We start from the raw sequence: 21,857 nt of genomic DNA, 5'->3' as shown, positions 1-21,857 counted from the left end.
TTCCGTCGTTTCCCATTCGAATTCCGTGACCATGACGAACCGCCGCCATTTTCTCGCCTCCACTTCATTGCTCGCCGCCTCGTGCGCCGCCGCCGCGCCCGCGTTCGCAAGCGACGCCCCCGTTTCCGATGCGGAACTGCAGCGCCAGATGCTCGGCAAGCTGACGAACGAACTGAACGATCGCGCGACTGCCGCCGACGAAACCGGTTACCTGCTCGACACGTTTTTCTCGTGGACGCCGCCGTCCGTCGACGCGGCCGGCGTCAACACGATCGTCGCGTTCGGCTTCGGCAGCCGCGCCGGGTCATCGGCCGCCGCGCCGCTGCCGGGCCCCGTGAACGAGGCCATCGCCGACGCCGTGTTCCAGCTTCGGCAGAAAGCCGCGGTGCCGGTTTTCGCGCAGCAGGAAGTCGCGAGCGTGCTCGCGTCGAAGTACGGACTGACGGCCGGCGTGACGTCGATCGCGACGCCTGCCGCGGTCGCCGGCAGCCCGATACCGACGCCCGACGGCGTCGCCGCCGCGATCGTCAGGCAGGCCGGTTCGGCCGCGGCGCTCGGCAAGGTCGGCGTGGTCACGCATCGCGATCAGGCGTCGATCGCCGTGCGCGTGTCGAATGCGGCGGGGATGCAGGCGGCGGTGCCGGCCGGACTGTCGCTGCCCGGCACCTACGATGCATCGGCCCAGCAGCCGGCGATGCGGCGGCGCGATCTTTACCTGATGAGCAATGCCGGCATGCAGCTCGCGATGCTGCGGCTCGACCTGATCAATCGCGAATATCCGGGCGGCTAGACGCGCAGCGCACCCCGCGCGCGATCGCCGCGCGCCGGATCGTGCGTGCCACATGTTGGCGGGTAATGCCGATACAGGTATTGGCACTACCAGCCAAACCACTGTTTTTAATGGGTTTTTTCGCGTCCGGCCTGCGCCGCGACGCGTTCTGCGTGGCATAATCGACCGCATCCGCAAGGCTTGTAGTCACAACGACCCCGCATACCCATGGCACAGACTCTCTACGACAAACTGTGGAACACCCACGTGGTCCACACCGAGGAAGACGGCACGACCCTGCTCTATATCGACCGTCAGCTGCTGCATGAAGTCACGAGCCCGCAGGCATTCGAAGGGCTGAAGATGGCGCAGCGCCCGGTGTGGCGCATCAGCGCGAACCTGGCCGTGTCGGACCACAACGTGCCGACCACGGACCGCAGCCACGGCATCGCCGATCCCGTCTCGAAGCTGCAGGTCGACACGCTCGACGCGAACTGCGACGCATTCGGCATCACCCAGTTCAAGATGAACGACGTGCGCCAGGGCATCGTCCACATCATCGGGCCGGAACAGGGCGCGACGCTGCCGGGCATGACGATCGTGTGCGGCGATTCGCATACGTCGACGCACGGCGCGTTCGGCGCGCTCGCGCACGGCATCGGCACGTCGGAAGTCGAGCACGTGCTCGCGACGCAGACCTTGCTGCAGAAGAAGAGCAAGAACATGCTCGTGAAGGTCGACGGCGCACTGCCGCGCGGCTGCACCGCGAAGGACATCGTGCTCGCGATCATCGGCAAGATCGGCACCGCGGGCGGCACCGGCTACGCGATCGAATTCGGCGGCTCGACCATTCGCGCGCTGACGATGGAAGGCCGCATGACCGTCTGCAACATGGCGATCGAAGCCGGCGCGCGCGCGGGCATGGTCGCGGTGGACGACACGACGATCGACTACCTGAAGGGCCGTCCGTTCGTGCCGACCGGCGCGGAATGGGATCAGGCCGTCGAATACTGGCGCCAGTTCAAGTCGGACGACGGCGCGCACTTCGACCGCGTGGTCGAGCTGAACGCGGCGGAGATCGTTCCGCAGGTCACGTGGGGCACGTCGCCGGAAATGGTCACGTCGATCGACGGTCGCGTGCCCGATCCCGAGCGCGAGAAGGATCCGGTCAAGCGCGACGCGATGGAGCGCGCGCTGGCGTACATGGCGCTCGAGCCGAACACGCCGATCGAATCGATCAAGGTCGACAAGATCTTCATCGGCTCGTGCACGAATGCACGGATCGAGGATATCCGCGCGGCCGCGTATGTCGTGAAGAAACTGAACCGTCGCATCGCGTCGAACGTGCGGCTCGCGATGGTCGTGCCGGGCTCGGGCCTCGTGAAGGCGCAGGCCGAGCGCGAAGGGCTCGACAAGGTGTTCACCGACGCGGGCTTCGAATGGCGCGAGCCGGGCTGCTCGATGTGCCTCGCGATGAACGCCGACCGGCTCGATCCGGGCGAGCGCTGCGCGTCGACGTCGAACCGCAACTTCGAAGGCCGGCAGGGCGCGGGCGGTCGCACGCACCTCGTGAGCCCCGCGATGGCGGCGGCCGCGGCGATCGAAGGCCACTTCGTCGACATTCGCCAGCTGGGGTAACGCGTGACGGCATCGAAGGTCATCGCGCGGCTGGTTGCCGCGCTGGCGCTGGCGGGGCTGGGCTTCGGCCTCGCGGGCTGCAATACCGTCCGAGGCTTCGGCGAGGACGTCAACGCCGCCGGCAACGCGCTGAAGCGCGCCGCGGACTGACACCGCCACCGAGAATTTGTCGATGGGCGCCGGCCGCGTGCCGGCCCTTCAACCGGATAGACGGATCATGGAAAAATTCACTGTACATACCGGCGTCGTGGCGCCGCTCGATCGCGAGAACGTCGACACGGACGCGATCATCCCGAAGCAGTTCCTGAAGTCGATCAAGCGCACGGGCTTCGGTCCGAACGCGTTCGACGAATGGCGCTACCTCGATCACGGCGAGCCGGGGCAGGACAACTCGAAGCGTCCGCTGAACCCGGACTTCGTGCTGAACCAGCCGCGCTACCAGGGCGCATCGGTGCTGCTCGCCCGCAAGAATTTCGGCTGCGGCAGCTCGCGCGAGCACGCGCCGTGGGCGCTGCAGCAGTACGGCTTCCGCGCGATCATCGCGCCGAGCTTCGCGGACATCTTCTTCAACAACTGCTTCAAGAACGGCCTGCTGCCGATCGTGCTGACCGAGCAGCAGGTCGATCACCTGTTCAACGACACGTATGCGTTCAACGGTTACCAGCTGACGATCGACCTCGACGCGCAGGTCGTGCGCGCGGGCGACGGCCGCGAGTATCCGTTCGAGATCACCGCGTTCCGCAAGTACTGCCTGCTGAACGGCTTCGACGACATCGGCCTCACGCTGCGCCACGCGGACAAGATCCGCCAGTTCGAAGCGGAGCGGCTCGTGAAGCAGCCGTGGCTCAACACGAAGCTGGTCGGCTGATCGCGCGTGGCGGGTGCGCCGTGCGCGCGCTCGCCGGCCTGTCTCTCCAACAACCTACCCAGTCAGGAATTTCGCATGAAGATTGCAGTGCTGCCCGGCGACGGCATCGGTCCGGAAATCGTCAATGAAGCCGTGAAGGTGCTGAACGCACTCGACGAGACGTTCGAACTCGAACAGGCGCCGGTCGGCGGCGCGGGCTACGAGGCGAGCGGCCATCCGCTGCCCGACGCGACGCTGGCGCTCGCGAAGCAGGCCGACGCGATCCTGTTCGGCGCGGTCGGCGACTGGAAGTACGACTCGCTGGAGCGCGCGCTGCGCCCCGAGCAGGCGATCCTCGGGCTGCGCAAGCACCTCGAGCTGTTCGCGAACTTCCGCCCGGCGATCTGCTATCCGCAGCTCGTCGATGCGTCGCCGTTGAAGCCGGAGCTCGTCGCGGGCCTCGACATCCTGATCGTGCGCGAACTGAACGGCGACATCTACTTCGGCCAGCCGCGCGGCGTGCGCGCGGCGCCGGACGGCCCGTTCGCCGGCGCGCGCGAAGGCTTCGACACGATGCGCTATTCGGAGCCGGAAGTGCGCCGCATCGCGCACGTCGCGTTCCAGGCCGCGCAAAAGCGCGCGAAGAAGCTGCTGTCGGTCGACAAGTCGAACGTACTGGAAACGTCGCAGTTCTGGCGCGACATCATGATCGACGTGTCGAAGGAATACGCGGACGTCGAGCTGTCGCACATGTACGTCGACAACGCGGCGATGCAGCTCGCGAAGGCGCCGAAGCAGTTCGACGTGATCGTCACGGGCAACATGTTCGGCGACATCCTGTCGGATGAAGCGTCGATGCTGACGGGTTCGATCGGCATGCTGCCGTCGGCGTCGCTCGACAAGAACAACAAGGGCCTGTACGAGCCGTCGCACGGTTCGGCGCCGGACATCGCCGGCAAGGGCATCGCGAACCCGCTCGCGACGATCCTGTCGGCCGCGATGCTGCTGCGCTACTCGCTGAATCGCGCCGAGCAGGCCGATCGCATCGAGCGTGCGGTGAAAACGGTGCTCGAACAGGGTTATCGCACGGGCGACATCGCGACGCCGGGCTGCAAGCAGGTCGGCACGGCGGCGATGGGCGACGCGGTGGTCGCGGCGCTGTAAGCGGACGGATCGAAGTCCGGTAACCAAGATGAAAAGGGCGCGAACGGGCCGTAAAAATCGGCCGGTTCGCGCACCGTTGGCCGTTGTGCGGGCCAGCGGCTTTGTGTAGACTCGAACGATGGCGCTGATTTCCCTGATCTCCCCGGTCCTGAAACTCCACGGCAACACTGCCCGTGTGGGTGCGCGCGCCATCGTCATCACGAAAACCATTACCACGAAAACGATCATTAAACGCTGATCGCCGTCGTGCCCGCCTGTTTCCCCGCGCGGTCACGCGGGGACGGAAATGGCGGGGAAGCTCCATTCAAGCAAAGGGTTAGTCATGAACGTAGGTCTCGTAGGTTGGCGCGGCATGGTCGGCAGCGTCCTGATGCAGCGCATGCAGGAAGAGGGCGATTTCGACCTGATCGAACCGGTGTTCTTCAGCACCAGCAACACGGGCGGCAAGGCGCCGTCGTTCGCGAAAAACGAGACTACGCTCAAGGACGCGACCAACGTCGACGAGCTGAAGAAGTGCGACGTGATCATCACGTGCCAGGGCGGCGACTACACGAACGACGTGTTCCCGAAGCTGCGCGCGGCCGGCTGGAACGGCTACTGGATCGACGCGGCGTCGTCGCTGCGGATGAAGGACGACGCGGTCATCATCCTCGATCCGGTCAACCTGGACGTGATCAAGGACGCGCTCGTCAAGGGCACGAAGAACTTCATCGGCGGCAACTGCACGGTCAGCCTGATGCTGATGGCGCTCGGCGGCCTGTTCCGCGAGAACCTCGTCGACTGGATGACGGCGATGACCTACCAGGCCGCATCCGGCGCGGGCGCGCAGAACATGCGCGAGCTGCTGTCGCAGATGGGCGCGCTGCATGGTTCGGTGCAGGAGCAGCTCGCCGATCCGGCTTCCGCGATCCTCGACATCGACCGCCGCGTGCTCGCGACGATGAACAGCGACGCGATGCCGACGAGCCAGTTCGGCGTGCCGCTCGCCGGTTCGCTGATCCCGTGGATCGACAAGGATCTCGGCAACGGGATGTCGAAGGAAGAGTGGAAGGGCGGCGCGGAAACCAACAAGATCCTCGGCAAGCCGGCGATGGGCGAGCCGGGTGCGATCCCGGTCGACGGGCTGTGCGTTCGGATCGGTGCGATGCGCTGCCATTCGCAGGCGCTGACGATCAAGCTGAAGAAGGATGTGCCGCTCGACGAAATCAACGGCATCCTCGCGTCCGCGAACGACTGGGTGAAGGTCGTGCCGAACGAGCGTGAAGCGTCGATGCGCGACCTGTCGCCGGCGAAGATCACCGGCACGCTGACGGTGCCGGTCGGCCGCCTGCGCAAGCTCGCGATGGGCGGCGAATACCTGTCGGCGTTCACGGTCGGCGATCAGCTGCTGTGGGGCGCGGCCGAGCCGCTGCGCCGCATGCTGCGCATCCTGCTCGACAAGTAAGCACGGCTGTCCGGCCAGCGGGCCGGGCTGCATGACACGACGCGCCGCGTCGGCCTCGAGATCCGGGGCCGGCGCGGCGCGTTTTTCATGCGCGGTTCAACGCAGGTTCAGCAGCGTCTGGTCGACCGCCTGCTGGGTCTTGATCGTCTGCGCGTTCGCCTGGTAATTGCGCTGCGCGGTGATCAGGTTCACGAGCTCGGTCGTCAGGTTCACGTTCGAATTTTCCAGCGCGCTCCCCTGCAGCGTGCCGTGGTTCGTGCTGCCCGGCGCGGCGATCTGCGGCACGCCGGACGCGGCCGTTTCCGCATACTGGTTGCCGCCGATGTTCACGAGCCCGTTCGGGTTGTTGAAGTTCGCGAGCGCGATCAGGCCGAGCACCGCGCTCTGGCCGTTCGAGTAGTTGCCGGTCAGCTTGCCGTCGGTGCCGATCGAGAACGTCGTCAGCGTGCCGCTCGCGAAGCCGTCCTGCGCGAGATTGGTCACGCCGTCCTTGCCGCCGTACTGCGTCGTGCCGCCCAGGTCGAGCGTCAGGTTCTGCGGATTGGCGCCGCCCGTCGTGTTCGGGATCGAGAACGCGAACTGGCCGAGGCTCGGCGTCGGCTGGCCGGTCGCGGCCGACGTCGTCGAGCTGATCCGGCCCGACGCATCGAACGTGACGGTGCCGAGATTCGTCGGCGTCTGGCCCTGCACGCCCGCGTAGGCCAGCCACGTGCCGGCCGCGCTCTTCGCGAAGTACATCGTGACCTGCTGCGAGCCGCCGAGCGTGTCGTAGACCTGGATCGACGAGTTGTAGTTGTACGTCGTGTTGTCGGTCGCGTTGAACGGCGTCTTGGCCGGCACCTTGTCCTGCGCGTTCAGGTTGAACTGGCCGGTGATCTTGCTCGTCGCGCGCGGCGCGATGTTGTTGGTCGGCGCCTGGAGCGGCACGGTCTGCGCGGTGTTGATCACGCCGCCGGCGCCCGCCGCATAGCCCATCAGGTTGCGGCCTTGCGCGTCGACGATCGCGCCGTTCTTGTCGCGATGGAACGTGCCGTCGCGCGAGTACGTGGTCACGCCGTTGCTGGACATCTGGAAGAAGCCGTTGCCGTTGATCGCGACGTCGAGCGACGACTTCGTCGAATTGATCGTCCCCTGGCCGAAATTCTGCTGCACCGACGCGAGCCGCGTGCCGATGCCGATCTGCGTGTTGACCGACGTCGCGACCGAATTCGCGTACATGTCGGCGAAGTTCGCGCGTCCCTGCTTGAAGCCGACCGTGTTTGCGTTCGCGATGTTGTTGCCGATGACGTCGAGATTGCTCGACGCACCGGCCAATCCGCTCAAGCCCTGCTGATAGCCCATGTTCGGTCCCCGTAACGAGCTGGTGAGTGAATGCAGTCGTGCGACTGCGCGATGACCCTCCGGTACTTCACGGCATCAGCCCGGCCGCGCGCGCCCGCCTTTCCGGCATGTGCAGGCGCGAGGTCGAAAGATGCCGATTCCTGTTTGAAGACGATCGTATCGACGGCGATTATTTGGTCTGTGTAATTTTGTGTAATGTAATTGAATTGATGCAGAAACGATCGCTTTTGTATGAGCAATGGCGTGGGCGTAAGGCGGTGAAAGCCTTATGGGGTGGGGCTTCGGCCGTGTAAATTTTCATTTCTCCGATAAGAGACGGGAATTGCCTTCTTATCGACGAATTGAAATTTTTCGGGAGCGGGATTAAGCGCCGATCAGGATTTGTTTTGATTTTCGGCGGCTAGTTCATTAACGGAGGGCAGGGCGGATTGTTGAGAAAATCCCTGCGATTCTGTCGTCGTGATCCTGCGGCGGACGCTGGGTCGGCGCCGGAAAGCCGCTTCCTCCGACAGGGGCGCGACGCTGCTGCGAGACGGCTTTCGCCTGCGGCACGCAGGTTCGTCCTGATCGATCGGATGCATCGACTACGACAGGCGCGGCCGCGCGACACGAGCGCCTACCCCGCGCCCGGTTGCACCTGCCGGCGACGAATTCGGCCGGAACCCGATCGTGTGAAGTAAACTACGCGGTTACGACGCACAGACCCGCCGAAAGCGTCGCGTTCCGCGCGACGCTTTTGCATTTCTGCAGCCATTTATTGACGCTTCCAACCGTGAATCCGAGCCGCGCCTGCGCGCGGCGATAGAGCCAACGATGTCCCGAATTTCCTTGTTTCCGCGTCAGTCCCGTCTGTCGCGTGCCGTGCGTGGCGCGCTGGCGATCCTGGCGCTCGGCGCAGCCGCATCGGCATGGGCAGTCGGCGCCGGCGAACTGCCGGCGTCCGCTGCCGGCGCCGCCGCTCCGCTTACCGTGACGGTCCAGCCGGGCCAGTCGCTGAACGACATCGCGAAAGCGGCCACGCAATCGCACGATCCGGGCGTGCTCGCGCGCGCTGGCCGTGCGCTGTTCGACGCCAATCCGCAGGCGTTCATGAAGCGCGACGCGAGCCGCCTGAAAGTCGGCGCGACGCTGACGGTGCCCGCGCTCGACGCCACCGGCGCGGCGCTCGCGCCGGCCGGCGCATCCGCTGCCTCCGGGACGACGGCCGCTTCCGCGCCCGCCGCCGCATCGGGCGCGGCGGCGATCGCGCAGCATGGCGCGTCGGCGCCGCATGCCGGCTCGGCCGTGCAGTCCGCGCCGGTGGCGCCTGCCCAGCATGCAACGCCGGTGAGCGGCGCGAGTGCCGCGACGGCGGCGGGGGCATCGGCTTCGAGCGGTGCCTCTTCGAACGGGGCGTCGGCCGTACATGGCGCGTCGGCTGTCGACGGCATGCAGCCGGCGGCGCCTACGGCCGGGGCAAGCGGCCCGCACGTATGGAGCGGCGCGATCCAGTCGGCGCCGTCGGCCACGAGCGACGCTGCGGGGCAGGCGGTGCCGGGCGGCCCGGTTTCCGGCGTGCACGAACCGGCTGGCGCAGCGCCCGCCGTGAGTGCGTCGCAGCCGCGGCCGTCGAGCCTCCAGCAATTGCTGGCGCTGAAGAATCGCGTGCTGATGGAGCTGCAGAAGCACGGCATCGGCAAGCCGGCCACGACGACCGGCGTCGCGCCGGCGCCGGCTCCGGTGCCCGCCGCGCCGCGTCCGGCCGCGAACGACGCGGGTGCGTCGGCCGCTGCATCGACGGCAAGCGAAGCCGCGTCGGGCGTGGCAGCCAGCGCGCCGCAACCGGCATCGGCGTCCGTGCAGCCGATCGCGCCCGTCGCGACACCTGCACGTCGTCCCGAACAGATGGATTGGCGTCCGGCCGCCGTGGCCGGCGCTGCCGTGATCGTGCTCGCGGCCGGCTTCGCGTGGCGCAAGCGCCGCAAGGGGCGCCGCGCGGACGATGCGGGTACGGCTACGGCCGCGGCAGGCGGTGCCGCGGAAGCGGAAGCCGCGCCGTCCGTCGAGCGCGAATTGCCGATCACGCCCGAGATGCCGGTTGCGCGCGATGCGGCGTCCGACATGAACCTCGCGGCGGCGACTGCTGCGGCGGCGGAGACCATCGAGCCGCCCGCAGCGGACACCTCGCCCGCACCCGAAGTGACGGCGCCGCCGCGCGACGAGTCGCCCGAATTGCCGTCTGCTCATGCGGCGGAGTCGCCCGCGAACGACGCGACTCCGGTTTCGGCCGAGGCGCCGCACGACGCGGCGCCAGCGGAAAAAAACACCGCCGCCGACCAGCCGGCCGAGCCGCCCGCGGCGTCCATCGCGCCTTCGAGCACCGAAGCGCAGCACGCGACGCTGATGCAGAACGCGATCAGCGCGCTCAACAGTCTCGACATGCCGTTGCCGCCGCGGGCGACAGACGAGCCGTCGTTGACGCCGGAGGAACGCGCGGCGCGGGCAGCGCAGCCCGACGCCGATAAAATCGCAACTAACGGTCAATCCGCCCAGCACCCGCCGATTGGCTCGGGTGAGACGACGCCGGAACATCCGGCCGACCAGGACGACGAGTTCGACTGGGACCCGGACGCCGCGACGCCTGCCGGCCACGCGGGCCAGCCGCCCGCGACGTCGTCGCTGCCGGCGCTCGGCGGCGCGCAGTTCGGCGCGCTGAAGCTCGATTTCGATCTCGACCTGCCGTCCACGCCGGGCGCCGCGCTGCCTGCGCTCACCGCGGACGAACTCGCGCGCATCGCCCGCAACAAGCTCGATCTCGCGGCGGAGTACGTCGAACTGGGCGACCTGTCCGGCGCGCGCACGCTGCTGCAGGAAGTGGTCGACGCGAACGACGCCGCGACGCGCGACGATGCGCGCGCGCTGCTCGCGAAACTGGCGGACGAGGCGTGATGCGGATCGCGCTGGGCATCCAGTACGACGGCGCGGCGTTCTGCGGCTGGCAGGCGCAGCCGCACGGCAAGACCGTGCAGGACCGGCTCGAACATGCGCTGGCCGAGTTCGCGCGGGTGCCGCTGCACACGACGGTGGCGGGGCGGACCGACACCGGCGTGCACGGGCTCGGGCAGGTCGTGCATTTCGACACGGAGCTCGAGCGCGAGGTGTTCTCGTGGGTGCGCGGCACCAACGCGTTCCTCCCGCCGACCGTGTCGGTGCAGTGGGCGAAGCCGATGCCGGACACGTTCCATGCGCGCTTTTCGGCGTTCGAGCGCACCTATTACTACGCGCTGTACGTGCATCCGGTGCGTTCGCCGATGCTGGCCGGGCGCGCGGGCTGGATCCACACGCCGCTCGACGACGACGCGATGCGCGCCGCCGCCGCGTACCTGATCGGCGAGCACGACTTTTCGTCGTTCCGGTCGTCGGAATGCCAGTCGAAGACGCCGGTCAAACACCTGTATCAGATCGACGTGCGGCGCGCGGGGCATTTCATCCATTTCCGCTTCCGCGCCAACGCGTTCCTGCACCACATGGTGCGCAACCTGATGGGCTGCCTCGTCGCGGTGGGGCGCGGCCGCTATCCGGCCGACTGGCTCGCCGACGTGCTGGCCGGGCGCGACCGCAATCTCGCGGCGCCCACGTTCATGGCCGACGGGCTGTACCTCGCCCACGTCGGCTACCCGGCGGAATTCGCCGTCCCGCCCGCGCAGCTCGGCAGCGTGCCGTGGAGCAGCGTCTGGGCGGATCTGGACTCACAAACATGACGGAGCACGCCGTGTCTTCTTCGACTTCCGCCGCGGCTGGCCTGGCGCCGCGCACGCGCATCAAGCTGTGCGGGCTGTCGCGCCCCGAGGACGTGCTGCACGCGGCGGCGCTCGGCGCCGATGCGATCGGCCTCGTGTTCTACCCGAAGAGCCCGCGCGCGGTGTCGATCGCGCAGGCGGCCGAGCTGGCGAGCCTCGCGCCGCCATTCGTCTCGGTGGTCGGGCTGTTCGTGAATGCGACCGAAGCCGAGATCGAAGCCGTCGTGCGCGACGTGCCGCTCACGGTGCTGCAGTTCCACGGCGACGAGACGCCGGAGCGGTGCGACGCACTTGGCCGCGCGGCACGCCTGCCGTGGTTGCGCGCGGTGCGCGTCGGCCCCTCGACGCAGCGTGCCGATTTGGTAGAATCGGCTCTTCATTATTCGAAAGCGCGCGGCCTCCTGTTCGACACCCTGGTGCCGGATTACGGCGGTAGCGGCAAGGTCTTCGATTGGTCTCTTATTCCCGCAGAGCTCGCGCGTCGGGCCGTTTTGAGTGGTGGCTTGAACGCGCAAAACGTCGGTGATGCGATCCGCCAGCTGCGTCCGTTTGCTGTCGATGTCTCGAGTGGCATCGAAGTGGAGGGCGCGAAGGGCGTGAAGGATCACGCCCGGATGGCGGCGTTCGTACGCGCGGTGCGCGCAGCGGACGCCGGGTGATGCAAGCCGGTGCGACCCCCAAAGCGGGCGCACCGACCGATCGAGAGAGACACCATGTACAACCTTCCTGATGATCGCGGCCATTTCGGCCCGTATGGCGGCGTGTTCGTCGCCGAGACGCTGATTCACGCGCTGGACGAACTGCGCGCGGCGTATGAAAAGTTCCAGAACGATCCCGACTTCGTCGCCGAATTCGAGCGCGAGCTGAAGTATTTCGTCGGCCGCCCGTCGCCGATCTATCACGCGCAGCGCTGGAGCGAGATGCTCGGCGGCGCGCAGATCTACCTGAAGCGCGAAGACCTGAACCACACGGGCGCGCACAAGATCAACAACGTGATCGGCCAGGCGCTGCTCGCGAAGCGCATGGGCAAGAAGCGCGTGATCGCGGAAACCGGCGCCGGCCAGCACGGCGTCGCGACCGCGACGATCTGCGCGCGCTTCGGGATGGAGTGCGTCGTCTACATGGGTTCGGAAGACGTGCGCCGGCAGGCCGCCAACGTCTACCGGATGAAGCTGCTCGGCGCGACCGTCGTGCCGGTCGAATCGGGTTCGCGCACGCTGAAGGACGCGCTGAACGAAGCGATGCGCGACTGGGTCACGAACATCGAAAGCACGTTCTACATCATCGGCACGGTCGCGGGCCCGCACCCGTATCCGATGATGGTGCGCGACTTCCAGCGCGTGATTGGCGACGAGTGCAAGGTGCAGATGCCCGAGCTCGCTGGCCGGCAGCCGGACGCGGTGATTGCGTGCGTGGGCGGCGGGTCGAACGCGATGGGCATCTTCTATCCGTACATCGACGATACCTCGGTGCAGCTGATCGGCGTCGAAGCGGCCGGCGACGGCCTCGATACGGGCCATCACGCGGCATCGCTGATCGCCGGCAGCCCGGGCGTGCTGCACGGCAACCGCACGTACCTGCTGCAGGACGACAACGGCCAGATCATCGAGACGCATTCGGTGTCGGCGGGCCTCGACTATCCGGGCGTCGGCCCCGAGCACGCATGGCTGAAGGACAGCGGCCGCGCGCAGTACGTGCCGATCAGCGACGACGAGGCGTTGAAGGCGTTCCACGACTGCTGCCGGATCGAGGGGATCATTCCCGCGCTCGAGTCGAGTCACGCGATCGCGTATGGCGTGAAGCTCGCGCCGACGTTGCCGAAGGACAAGATCCTGCTCGTCAACTTGTCGGGCCGCGGCGACAAGGACATGCACACGGTCGCCGAGCGATCGGGCATCGAGCTCTGACCCCGACCGATGCGTGACCTGATCGAAGAGCCGGGCGGCGGCGCCGCGAGCGAGGCGGAGGCGGTTCAGCCCGCCGCTGCCGTGCCGCGCGCGCTGCCGTCCGGTATCGAGCTGCACAACCGCGATTTCCTGACCCACGCCGCGCACCTGCCGGATGCGTCGATCGACCTGATCGTCGCCGATCCGCCGTACGGGCTCGGCAAGGACTACGGCAACGATTCGGACAAGCGTTCGGGCGACGACTTCCTCGCGTGGACGCGCGAGTGGCTCGACCTCGCGATTCCGAAGCTGAAGCCGAGCGGGTCGATGTACATCTTCTGCACGTGGCAGTACGCGCCGGAAATCTTCAGTTTCCTGAAGACGAAACTCACGATGGTCAACGAGATCATCTGGGACCGGCGCGTGCCGAGCATGGGCGGCACGACGCGCCGTTTCACGTCGGTGCACGACAACATCGGCTTTTTCGCGGTTTCCAAAGCGTATTACTTCGATCTCGATCCGGTCCGCATCCCGTACGACGCCGACACGAAGAAGGCCCGCTCGCGCAAGCTGTTCGAAGGCAGCAAGTGGCTGGAGATGGGCTACAACCCGAAGGACGTCTGGTCGGTCTCGCGCCTGCACCGGCAGCACGCGGAGCGCGTCGATCATCCGACCCAGAAGCCGCTGGAAATCATCGAGCGGATGGTGCTCGCAAGCTGCCCGCCGGGCGGCCGCGTGCTCGATCCGTTCATGGGCAGCGGCACGACCGCGGTGGCCTGCGCACGGCAGGGGCGCGACTTCGTCGGCTACGAGATCAACGAAAGCTATTGTGCGATCGCGCACGAGCGCGTGAGCGCGCTCGCCGCGCCGGCGTGCGCGTGAGTCGCGCCGCCGCGTCGCCGAACGCAACGCATACATCGTATGAGACCGGAGCAAGCGCTGAAGCGCCAGCTCCGGATCGACACAGGAAAATTGCCATGTCCCGTATTCAGCAGACCTTCGCCGCGCTCGCCGAACAAGGCCGTAAGGGCCTGATCCCGTTCATCACGGCCGGCGATCCCGATCCCGCGAAAACCGTCGAATTCATGCACGCGCTCGCCGCAGGCGGCGCGGACGTGATCGAGCTCGGCGTGCCGTTCTCGGACCCGATGGCCGACGGCCCGGTGATCCAGCGCTCGTCGGAACGCGCGCTCGCGCGCGGCGTCACGTTGAAGAGCGTGCTCGCCGACGTGAAGCGTTTCCGCGAAACCGACCCCAAAACCCCCGTCGTGCTGATGGGCTATGCGAACCCGATCGAACGGATGGGTGTCGATGCGTTCGCGGCCGAAGCGCACGCGGCCGGCGTCGACGGCGTGCTGGTGGTCGACTATCCGCCGGAAGAGGCCGGTGTTTTCGCCGAGAAAATGCGCGCCGCGCAGATCGATCCGATCTTCCTGCTGGCGCCCACGTCGACCGACGAGCGCATTGCCGACGTCGGCAAGATCGCGAGCGGCTACGTGTATTACGTGTCGCTCAAGGGCGTGACCGGCGCGGGAAATCTGGATGTTTCGAGCATTGCAGGTAAAATCCCGGCCATCAAGTCGCGCGTGCCGGTTCCGGTGGGCGTCGGCTTCGGTATCCGCGACGCCGAAACGGCGCGCGCGGTGGCCGAAGTGTCGGATGCCGTCGTGATCGGCAGCCGCCTGGTGCAGCTGCTCGAGAGCGCCGCGCCGGAAGGCGCCGCCGCCGCGCTGAAGACTTTCATTGCCGAGCTGCGTGCCGCGCTGGACGGCGCGGGCAAGACGGCGCGATAAACACAACAGGAAGCGGGAACGGGCCGGTCGGCCCGCCCCGCCACGGAACAGGAAACCATACGATGAGCTGGCTCGACAAACTGTTGCCGCCGAAGATCAAGCAGACCGACCCGAAAAGCCGCAAGGGCATTCCGGAAGGCCTGTGGGTCAAGTGCCCGTCCTGCGAGGCCGTTCTCTATCGCAACGACGTGGACGCCAACCTGCACGTGTGCCCGAAGTGCGATCACCACATGCGCATCGGTGCACGCGAGCGCCTCGACGGGCTGCTCGATCCGGAAGGCCGCTATGAAATCGGCCAGGAAATCGTGCCGGTCGACACGCTGAAGTTCAAGGACAGCCGCAAGTACCCCGATCGTCTGAAGGAAGCGATGGACGAAACCGGCGAGACCGACGCGATGGTCGTGATGGGCGGGGCGATCCACACGCTGCCCGTCGTCGCGGCCTGTTTCGAGTTCTCGTTCATGGGCGGCTCGATGGGCTCGGTCGTCGGCGAACGCTTCGCGCGCGGCGCGCAGAACGCGCTGGAGCAGCACGTGCCGTTCATCTGCTTCACGGCATCGGGCGGCGCGCGGATGCAGGAAAGCCTGCTGTCGCTGATGCAGATGGCCAAGACCACCGCGATGCTGACCAAGCTGGCCGAGGCGAAGCTGCCGTTCATCTCGGTGCTGACCGACCCGACGATGGGTGGCGTGTCGGCGAGCTTCGCATTCCTCGGCGACGTCGTGATCGCCGAGCCGAAGGCGCTGATCGGCTTCGCCGGCCCGCGCGTGATCGAGCAGACGGTCCGCGAGAAACTGCCGGAAGGTTTCCAGCGCGCCGAATTCCTGCTGAAGACCGGCGCGATCGACATGATCGTCGATCGTCGCAAGATGCGCGACGAGATCGCGCAGTTGCTCGCGCTGCTGCAGCGACAGCCGGCCGACGCGCTGGCCTGACCGGCGCAAGGTTGTGACTCCGCGCGTCGCCTGGCTCCAGCGTCAGGCGGCGCGCTTCGTTTTTTTGGCGTAGTGGCGGTACCGATCCAGATTTGATCCGATGAGCACTTTTCCCACTCTCGACGCGTGGCTTTCGCATCTCGAACGCGCGCACCCGGTCGGCATCGACATGGGCCTGACCCGCATCGGGCAGGTCAAGGCGGCGCTGCAGCTCGAATTCGCGTGCCCGGTGATCACCGTCGGCGGCACGAACGGCAAGGGCTCGACCTGCGCATTCCTCGAGACGATCCTCGTGCGCGCGGGCTACAAGGTCGGCTGCCACACGTCGCCGCACCTGCTCGAATTCAACGAGCGCGCGCGCGTGAACGGACAGAACGTGACCGATGACGAACTGCTGCCGCACTTCGAGGCCGTCGAAGCCGCGCGCACGTCGCTGGCCGGGCCCGTGTCGCTCACGTATTTCGAATTCACGACGCTCGCGATCCTGCATCTGTTCGCGGCGCGCGGGCTCGACGCGGTGATTCTCGAAGTCGGCCTCGGCGGCCGGCTCGATGCGGTCAACATCATCGATACCGATTGTGCGATCGTCACGAGCATCGACATCGACCATACCGAATACCTTGGCGACACGCGCGAGAAGATCGCGTTCGAGAAGGCCGGGATCTTCCGCGCCGGCAAGCCGGCGATCTGCGGCGATCCGGCCGCGCCGCAGACGCTGATCGACCACGCCGAAGCGATCGGCGCCGACCTGTGGCTTGTCGGCCGCGATTTCCGCTACGAGGCGCAAGCGGGCGCCGAGCGCCAGCAATGGAGCTACCTCGGCCGCGAGAAGCGCTATCCGGCGCTCGCGTATCCGGCGCTGCGCGGCGCGAATCAGCTGATCAATGCGTCGGCCGCGCTCGCCGCGCTCGAGGCGCTGCGTCCGGTGCTGCCGGTGTCCGCGCAGGACATCCGGCTCGGACTGGCGAACGTCGAGCTGCCGGGGCGCTTCCAGGTGCTGCCCGGCAAGCCGGCGATCGTGCTCGACGTCGCGCACAACCCGCATGCGTCGGCCGTGCTCGAGCAGAACCTTGGCAACATGGGCTTCTTCCCGTACACGTACGCGGTGTTCGGCGCGATGCACGACAAGGACATCGACGGCGTGCTGCAGCACCTGAAGGGCGAGATCGACCACTGGTGCGTGACCGACCTGCCGCTGCCGCGCGCGGCCTCCGCGGAGCAGCTCGAAGCCGCGCTGCGCAAGGCTGGCGTGGAGGAGGGGCCCGATTCGAGCGTGACGCGCTACGCGTCGCCTGCGGAAGCGTTTCGCGATGCACTAAAAAGAGCATCCGAGAATGATAGAATCGTGGTTTTCGGCAGTTTCCATACGGTTGCCGGCGTGCTGGCCTACCGTAAATCGCAGCAACACTGACTGACGGGCAGTTTCGGACTCAGCCATTCATGGGAATTTTCTCGTTCGGCAAAAAAGACGACGACGCGCCCCCGCGGCGCGGCGGTCGCACCGGGGCCTCCCGGAACGTGCGCACGGAGCGCACTGAACGCGTCGAGCGGCGCCCGCGCCGCACCGAGCGTCCGGAATCGGACGCACTGCTCCTCGATCCGACCCTTCCAGAAAAGCAACGCGCACGCCGGCGCCTCGTGGGCGCGATCGCGCTCGTCGTGGCCGCGGTGATCGTGCTGCCGATGGTGCTCGACTCGCACCCGAAGCCGGTCACGGACGACATCGCGATCGACATCCCGAACCGGCCCGCGCACCAGGCGGTCGCGCCGCGCGACGACGATGTGTCCGACGTGCAGGCCGGCGTCGCCCACGACGAACCGCCGGCATCCGACACGACCGTTGCGGCCGCACCGGCCCCTGCGCCGAAGGATGCCGCCAAGCCGGCCGCGAAACCCGATACGACCACCACGGCGAGCGTGACGCCGCCGAAGCCCGCGCCGAAGCCGGCCGCCCCCGCGGCGAAACCGGCCGCGCCGAAGCCTGCGCCCGCAACCGTCGCGAATGCCGGCGCCGCGAGCCCGGACAGCGGCGACGCATCGTCGCCGGCATCGCCGGCTGGTGCGCGCTTCGCGGTGCAGCTCGGCTCGTTCAAGGACGACGCGACGGCCCGTTCGTGGGCGACCAAATTGAAATCGGCGGGTGTGCCCGCATATGTCGAGCATCGCAAGCAGGCGGACGGCAGCACGGCTACACTGTTGCGTGCCGGCCCGTTCGCGGATCGATCGGCGGCTTCCGCCGCGATCGCGAAGGTGCGCGAAGCCGGTCTGACGCAGTAATGCCACGATGCTGACGGCTTTCGACTACGCTGTATTGGCGGTGATCGTGTTGTCGGCGCTGCGCGGCGCATGGCGCGGCTTCGTGTCCGAGATTTTCGGGCTGATCGGCTGGATCGCGGCGATCGTGATCGCGGGCCGCTACGTCGGGCTGGTCGTACCGTACATCCCGGCGAACTGGCCGGGCGGCGCGCTGACGCAGTGGGTGATCGCCTTCGCGTTAGTCGTGATCGGCGTCGTGCTGGTCGCCGGCGTGGCGAACGCGCTGCTGTCGCGGATCGCGCAGGCGAGTGGCCTGGGCGGCGTCGACCGCTCGCTGGGCATGATGTTCGGGCTCGTCCGCGGCTGCGTGCTGGTGGTGCTGCTGGTCGCGGCGGCCGGGCTGACCGAACTGCCCAAACAGGATTTCTGGCGCAATGCGCTATTGCGTCCTTTTGCCGAACAGGGCGTGCACGAGCTGAAGCAGCTCCTGCCCGACGGCATGGCCCAGTACGTACGCGTGTGACGACGCGGCCGGGCAGGACGGAACCGATTTTGTCATTCTGAAGGACATGCCATGTGCGGCATCGTAGGTGTTATCTCCCAATCCCCGGTCAATCAGCTGATCTATGACAGCCTGCTGCTGCTGCAGCATCGCGGTCAGGACGCGGCGGGCATTGCGACGGCGGACGGCAGCAATTTCCACATGTACAAGGCGAACGGCATGGTGCGCGACGTGTTCCGCACGCGCAACATGCGCAGCCTGCCCGGCACCTACGGCATCGGCCAGGTGCGCTACCCGACGGCCGGCTCGGCGTCGAGCGAGGCCGAGGCGCAGCCGTTCTACGTGAACGCGCCGTTCGGGATCATCCTCGCGCACAACGGCAACCTGACGAACTGGCAGCAACTGAAGGACGAGATGTTCCGGATCGACCGCCGGCACATCAACACCAATTCCGACAGCGAAGTGCTGCTGAACGTGTTCGCGCACGAGCTGCAACTGTCGACCACGGGCCTCGAGCTCGATCCGGCGTCGGTGTTCAAGGCGGTGTCGGGCGTGCATCGCCGCCTGCAGGGTTCGTACGCGATCGTGTCGCTGATCGCCGGCTACGGCCTGCTCGCGTTCCGCGACCCGTTCGGCATCCGTCCGCTCTGCATCGGCAAGCTCGAAACCGAGCACGGCACCGAATGGATGGTCGCGTCGGAGTCGGTGGCGGTCGAAGGCATCGGTTTCGAATTCGTGCGCGACCTGGAGCCGGGCGAAGCGATCTTCATCGACAAGGCCGGCAACTTCCACAGCCAGCAGTGCGCGGAGAACCCGACGCTGAATCCGTGCATGTTCGAATACGTGTATCTGGCCCGTCCGGATTCGTGTCTCGACGGCGTGCCGGTCTACAACGTGCGCCTGCGCATGGGCGACTATCTCGCCGAGAAGATCAAGCGCGAGCTGCCGAACGTGCCGATCGACGTCGTGATGCCGATTCCCGATTCGTCGCGCCCGGCCGCGATGCAGGTCGCCGCGAAGCTCGGCGTCGAGTATCGCGAAGGCTTCTTCAAGAACCGCTACGTCGGCCGGACCTTCATCATGCCGGGGCAGGCCGTGCGCAAGAAGTCGGTGCGCCAGAAGCTCAACGCGATGAGCATCGAGTTCAAGGACAAGCACGTGCTGATCGTCGACGATTCGATCGTGCGCGGCACGACCTCGCATGAAATCGTGCAGATGGCGCGCGATGCGGGCGCGAAGTCGGTGATCTTCGCGTCGGCGGCGCCGCCCGTGAAGTTCCCGAACGTGTACGGCATCGACATGCCGACGCGTGGCGAGCTCGTCGCGCACGGCCGCACCGACGAGGAAGTCGCGAAGATCATCGGCGCCGACCACCTGATCTATCAGGACGTCGACGATCTGCGCCGCGCGGTGCGCGACATCAACCAGAAGCTCGAGCGCTTCGAGGCGTCGTGTTTCGACGGCAACTACATCACCGGCGACGTGACGCCCGAGTATCTCGATGCGATCGAGCGCGCGCGCCTCACGCCGGCGTCGCAGGCCGATCGCGATACGGCCGGCGATACCGAGCGTTCGCAGATGAACCTGCAGCTGTCGGTCGAGTAACGCCGGCGCACGCTTCGATCGAGGCGTGATAGGATGTGGCCTTGCGTCGATTTGATATCAGCTTGCGGACGCGGGGCAACTTCCCAAAACAGCTAAAGCGAAGGCCGGCGGCAGCCGGCCCGAGTCGATCGCTGTCGTACCGCACCGAAGCCCGCTGATGCCGACGCATAGCGGGCTTTTTGTTTTTGGCCTGGGTTTTGACCGGGTCCGCGCCTCATGAACGACCGTCGGCGCGGCCATCGAATACGGAAAACGGAACATGGACGACTCCCTCAACTTCGACACGCTTGCCGTGCGCGCGGGCACGCAGCGCAGCGACTTCAACGAGCATTCGGAAGCGCTGTTCCTCACGTCGAGCTTCTGCTTCTCGAGCGCGGCCGACGCGGCCGAGCGCTTCGCGAATTCGGAAGACTATTTCACCTACTCGCGCTTCACGAATCCGACCGTCACCATGTTCCAGGAGCGTCTCGCGGCGCTCGAGGGCGGCGAGGCGTGCATCGCGACGGCGTCGGGCATGGCCGCGATCATGTCGGTCGTGATGTCCGCGCTGCAGGCGGGCGACCATCTCGTCAGCTCGCGCAGCCTGTTCGGCTCGACGCTCGGGATGTTCTCGCAGATCTTCAGCAAGTTCGGGATCACGACGACCTTCGTCGACCCGACGGACTTGAACGCATGGCAGGAAGCCGTGCGGCCGGAAACGAAGATGTTCTTCCTCGAGACGCCGTCGAACCCGTTGACCGAACTCGCCGACATCGAGGCGATCGGCAAGATCGCGAAGGCCGCGAACGCGCTGTTCGTCGTCGACAACTGTTTCTGCAGCCCGGTGCTGCAGCAGCCGCTGAAGCTCGGCGCGGATGTCGTGATGCATTCGGCGACGAAATTCCTCGACGGTCAGGGCCGCGTGCTCGGCGGCGCGCTGGTCGGCTCGAAGGAATTCATCATGGGCAAGGTGTTCCCGTTCGTGCGCAGCGCGGGCCCGACGCTGTCGGCGTTCAACGCGTGGGTGCTGCTGAAGGGGATGGAGACGCTGTCGCTGCGCGTCGAGAAGCAATCGGCGAACGCGCTGGAGATCGCGCGCTGGCTCGACGCGCATCCGGCCGTCGCGCGCGTGTTCTATCCGGGGCTCGAATCGCATCCGCAGCATGAACTCGCGAAGCGCCAGCAGAAGGCGGGCGGCGCGATCGTGTCGTTCGAACTGAAGGGCGACACGCCCGAGCAGCAGCGCGCGAACGCGTGGCGCGTGATCGACGGCACGAAGCTGGTGTCGATCACCGGCAACCTCGGCGATACGCGCACGACGATCACGCATCCGGCGACCACGACGCACGGCCGCATCACGCCGGAAGCGCGCGCCGCGGCGGGGATCACCGAGGGGCTGATCCGCCTGGCGGTCGGCCTCGAGCATGCGGGCGACATTCGCAACGATTTGGCGCGCGGCCTGGACGGCTGAGTGACGCAGCGGTTTTCGGACCGGCATCAATGAAAACGGGCCGCTCGTGAGAGCGGCCCGTCGTCGTTGTGCGCCCAGCATGGGCGTACTCCTGCGGGTGCAAGTCCCGCCATAAGCTGGTCACAGCGAATGAAGTGAAGCGCAACTGCATGAGGGCGACCGAATGTGGAGAGGAAGCGTGGAGCGTAAATCGTGAGCCGATGGACAAGAACTGCATAGAAGGCGCTGCCGTGCAGGGCGAGCGGGCAACGCACCGCGAAGCTCTCGTGACCAAGGCGAAGCAGCGTAAATGCGGCGGTTGTGCGATGAAGGAGTGCGCTCTTACCTGGGGAGATCTCGCCTTATGCCTGAAAGGGCGACGGCATTGAGCCGGAGCGAGAAGTCATACATGGACGCCCCCGTTTTGCCAGGTTCGCGGTGAGTGACGGTTCGAAGGCATCGATTGCAG

21 protein-coding genes are annotated in these 21,857 nt (G+C 66.9%); 20 read left to right on the top strand and 1 reads right to left on the bottom strand.

The window, feature by feature from the left end; all coding sequences use genetic code 11:
- Positions 1-31 precede the first annotated feature (31 nt).
- The 7 genes from DTA15_RS25375 (at position 32) to asd (ending at position 5,862) form a co-directional block, all read left to right on the top strand.
- Entirely contained in the window at positions 32-790 is a 759-nt protein-coding gene (locus DTA15_RS25375) for a hypothetical protein (RefSeq protein ID WP_006487716.1), read from the top strand.
- A 207-nt stretch (positions 791-997) separates the two neighbouring features.
- On the top strand, positions 998-2,407 hold the full coding sequence (gene leuC, locus DTA15_RS25370) for a 3-isopropylmalate dehydratase large subunit (RefSeq protein ID WP_006487761.1): 1,410 nt from the start codon (positions 998-1,000) through the stop codon (positions 2,405-2,407).
- A 3-nt stretch (positions 2,408-2,410) separates the two neighbouring features.
- Positions 2,411-2,557: an entericidin A/B family lipoprotein gene (locus tag DTA15_RS25365; protein ID WP_006487745.1), complete on the top strand. Its 147-nt coding sequence runs from the start codon at positions 2,411-2,413 to the stop codon at positions 2,555-2,557.
- A 67-nt stretch (positions 2,558-2,624) separates the two neighbouring features.
- Entirely contained in the window at positions 2,625-3,275 is a 651-nt protein-coding gene (gene leuD, locus DTA15_RS25360) for a 3-isopropylmalate dehydratase small subunit (RefSeq protein WP_012493210.1), read from the top strand.
- A 75-nt stretch (positions 3,276-3,350) separates the two neighbouring features.
- Positions 3,351-4,418 carry a 3-isopropylmalate dehydrogenase gene (gene leuB / locus DTA15_RS25355; protein ID WP_006487719.1) on the top strand — a complete coding sequence of 356 codons (1,068 nt, stop codon included), beginning with the start codon at positions 3,351-3,353 and terminating at the stop codon, positions 4,416-4,418.
- Between the two features lie 118 nt (positions 4,419-4,536).
- Positions 4,537-4,656, top strand: coding sequence for a hypothetical protein (locus DTA15_RS25350; protein ID WP_006487736.1), 120 nt, complete (start codon positions 4,537-4,539; stop codon positions 4,654-4,656).
- An 84-nt stretch (positions 4,657-4,740) separates the two neighbouring features.
- On the top strand, positions 4,741-5,862 hold the full coding sequence (gene asd, locus DTA15_RS25345; protein WP_012493211.1) for an aspartate-semialdehyde dehydrogenase: 1,122 nt from the start codon (positions 4,741-4,743) through the stop codon (positions 5,860-5,862).
- A 96-nt stretch (positions 5,863-5,958) separates the two neighbouring features.
- On the opposite strand, the gene flgE is transcribed toward asd, so the two are convergent.
- Positions 5,959-7,203, bottom strand: a complete 1,245-nt coding sequence (gene flgE / locus DTA15_RS25340) for a flagellar hook protein FlgE (protein WP_006487707.1) — start codon at positions 7,201-7,203, stop codon at positions 5,959-5,961.
- 26 nt (positions 7,204-7,229) lie between these two features.
- On the opposite strand from flgE, the gene DTA15_RS38375 reads away from it, so the two are divergent.
- The 13 genes from DTA15_RS38375 (at position 7,230) to DTA15_RS25275 (ending at position 21,409) form a co-directional block, all read left to right on the top strand.
- Complete coding sequence (locus DTA15_RS38375) at positions 7,230-7,496, top strand: hypothetical protein (RefSeq protein ID WP_125346341.1); 267 nt, start codon at positions 7,230-7,232, stop codon at positions 7,494-7,496.
- 520 nt (positions 7,497-8,016) lie between these two features.
- On the top strand, positions 8,017-10,131 hold the full coding sequence (locus tag DTA15_RS25335) for a FimV/HubP family polar landmark protein (protein ID WP_012493212.1): 2,115 nt from the start codon (positions 8,017-8,019) through the stop codon (positions 10,129-10,131).
- Positions 10,131-10,943, top strand: a complete 813-nt coding sequence (gene truA, locus DTA15_RS25330) for a tRNA pseudouridine(38-40) synthase TruA (RefSeq protein WP_006484409.1) — start codon at positions 10,131-10,133, stop codon at positions 10,941-10,943. Before DTA15_RS25335 ends, truA begins: the two co-directional genes overlap by 1 nt.
- Positions 10,940-11,641: a phosphoribosylanthranilate isomerase gene (locus DTA15_RS25325; RefSeq protein WP_012493214.1), complete on the top strand. Its 702-nt coding sequence runs from the start codon at positions 10,940-10,942 to the stop codon at positions 11,639-11,641. Before truA ends, DTA15_RS25325 begins: the two co-directional genes overlap by 4 nt.
- A gap of 54 nt (positions 11,642-11,695) precedes the next feature.
- The gene (trpB, locus tag DTA15_RS25320) at positions 11,696-12,889 is read left to right on the top strand and encodes a tryptophan synthase subunit beta (protein ID WP_006484413.1); all 1,194 of its coding nucleotides are present in this window, start codon (positions 11,696-11,698) and stop codon (positions 12,887-12,889) included.
- A gap of 9 nt (positions 12,890-12,898) precedes the next feature.
- Positions 12,899-13,750, top strand: coding sequence for a DNA-methyltransferase (locus DTA15_RS25315; RefSeq protein ID WP_006484405.1), 852 nt, complete (start codon positions 12,899-12,901; stop codon positions 13,748-13,750).
- Positions 13,751-13,845: 95 nt separating this feature from the next.
- On the top strand, positions 13,846-14,661 hold the full coding sequence (trpA, locus tag DTA15_RS25310) for a tryptophan synthase subunit alpha (RefSeq protein ID WP_006484407.1): 816 nt from the start codon (positions 13,846-13,848) through the stop codon (positions 14,659-14,661).
- 62 nt (positions 14,662-14,723) lie between these two features.
- Positions 14,724-15,596 carry an acetyl-CoA carboxylase, carboxyltransferase subunit beta gene (accD, locus tag DTA15_RS25305; RefSeq protein ID WP_006484412.1) on the top strand — a complete coding sequence of 291 codons (873 nt, stop codon included), beginning with the start codon at positions 14,724-14,726 and terminating at the stop codon, positions 15,594-15,596.
- 100 nt (positions 15,597-15,696) lie between these two features.
- Positions 15,697-17,007, top strand: a complete 1,311-nt coding sequence (gene folC / locus DTA15_RS25300; RefSeq protein ID WP_006484411.1) for a bifunctional tetrahydrofolate synthase/dihydrofolate synthase — start codon at positions 15,697-15,699, stop codon at positions 17,005-17,007.
- A 29-nt stretch (positions 17,008-17,036) separates the two neighbouring features.
- Complete coding sequence (locus tag DTA15_RS25295) at positions 17,037-17,873, top strand: SPOR domain-containing protein (protein ID WP_034178306.1); 837 nt, start codon at positions 17,037-17,039, stop codon at positions 17,871-17,873.
- Positions 17,874-17,880: 7 nt separating this feature from the next.
- Positions 17,881-18,375 carry a CvpA family protein gene (locus DTA15_RS25290; protein WP_006491262.1) on the top strand — a complete coding sequence of 165 codons (495 nt, stop codon included), beginning with the start codon at positions 17,881-17,883 and terminating at the stop codon, positions 18,373-18,375.
- A gap of 51 nt (positions 18,376-18,426) precedes the next feature.
- Complete coding sequence (gene purF, locus DTA15_RS25285; RefSeq protein ID WP_006491264.1) at positions 18,427-19,959, top strand: amidophosphoribosyltransferase; 1,533 nt, start codon at positions 18,427-18,429, stop codon at positions 19,957-19,959.
- A gap of 259 nt (positions 19,960-20,218) precedes the next feature.
- Positions 20,219-21,409 (top strand): O-succinylhomoserine sulfhydrylase, encoded by a 1,191-nt coding sequence (locus DTA15_RS25275; protein ID WP_006491257.1) that lies wholly within the window; start codon positions 20,219-20,221, stop codon positions 21,407-21,409.
- The last annotated feature ends 448 nt before the right edge of the window (positions 21,410-21,857 follow it).

This window comes from Burkholderia cenocepacia (assembly GCF_900446215.1).
Taxonomy (GTDB): Bacteria; Pseudomonadota; Gammaproteobacteria; order Burkholderiales; family Burkholderiaceae; genus Burkholderia; species Burkholderia cenocepacia.
The sequence above is the reverse complement of the archived record's forward strand: the minus strand, read 5'-3'. Positions and strand labels throughout refer to the sequence as shown.

Excerpts from the sequence above, each read along its gene's own strand:
- asd (WP_012493211.1), top strand. The coding sequence starts at position 4,741 with ATGAACGTAGGTCTCGTAGGTTGGCGCGGCATGGTCGGCAGCGTCCTG.
- leuC (WP_006487761.1), top strand. The coding sequence starts at position 998 with ATGGCACAGACTCTCTACGACAAACTGTGGAACACCCACGTGGTCCAC.
- DTA15_RS25350 (WP_006487736.1), top strand. The coding sequence starts at position 4,537 with ATGGCGCTGATTTCCCTGATCTCCCCGGTCCTGAAACTCCACGGCAAC.
- flgE (WP_006487707.1), bottom strand. The coding sequence starts at position 7,203 with ATGGGCTATCAGCAGGGCTTGAGCGGATTGGCCGGTGCGTCGAGCAAT.
- trpB (WP_006484413.1), top strand. The coding sequence starts at position 11,696 with ATGTACAACCTTCCTGATGATCGCGGCCATTTCGGCCCGTATGGCGGC.
- DTA15_RS25295 (WP_034178306.1), top strand. The coding sequence starts at position 17,037 with ATGGGAATTTTCTCGTTCGGCAAAAAAGACGACGACGCGCCCCCGCGG.
- DTA15_RS25325 (WP_012493214.1), top strand. The coding sequence starts at position 10,940 with ATGACGGAGCACGCCGTGTCTTCTTCGACTTCCGCCGCGGCTGGCCTG.
- DTA15_RS25275 (WP_006491257.1), top strand. The coding sequence starts at position 20,219 with ATGGACGACTCCCTCAACTTCGACACGCTTGCCGTGCGCGCGGGCACG.
- purF (WP_006491264.1), top strand. The coding sequence starts at position 18,427 with ATGTGCGGCATCGTAGGTGTTATCTCCCAATCCCCGGTCAATCAGCTG.
- DTA15_RS25315 (WP_006484405.1), top strand. The coding sequence starts at position 12,899 with ATGCGTGACCTGATCGAAGAGCCGGGCGGCGGCGCCGCGAGCGAGGCG.
- truA (WP_006484409.1), top strand. The coding sequence starts at position 10,131 with ATGCGGATCGCGCTGGGCATCCAGTACGACGGCGCGGCGTTCTGCGGC.
- folC (WP_006484411.1), top strand. The coding sequence starts at position 15,697 with ATGAGCACTTTTCCCACTCTCGACGCGTGGCTTTCGCATCTCGAACGC.
- DTA15_RS25335 (WP_012493212.1), top strand. The coding sequence starts at position 8,017 with ATGTCCCGAATTTCCTTGTTTCCGCGTCAGTCCCGTCTGTCGCGTGCC.
- accD (WP_006484412.1), top strand. The coding sequence starts at position 14,724 with ATGAGCTGGCTCGACAAACTGTTGCCGCCGAAGATCAAGCAGACCGAC.
- DTA15_RS25290 (WP_006491262.1), top strand. The coding sequence starts at position 17,881 with ATGCTGACGGCTTTCGACTACGCTGTATTGGCGGTGATCGTGTTGTCG.
- trpA (WP_006484407.1), top strand. The coding sequence starts at position 13,846 with ATGTCCCGTATTCAGCAGACCTTCGCCGCGCTCGCCGAACAAGGCCGT.
- leuB (WP_006487719.1), top strand. The coding sequence starts at position 3,351 with ATGAAGATTGCAGTGCTGCCCGGCGACGGCATCGGTCCGGAAATCGTC.
- leuD (WP_012493210.1), top strand. The coding sequence starts at position 2,625 with ATGGAAAAATTCACTGTACATACCGGCGTCGTGGCGCCGCTCGATCGC.
- DTA15_RS25375 (WP_006487716.1), top strand. The coding sequence starts at position 32 with ATGACGAACCGCCGCCATTTTCTCGCCTCCACTTCATTGCTCGCCGCC.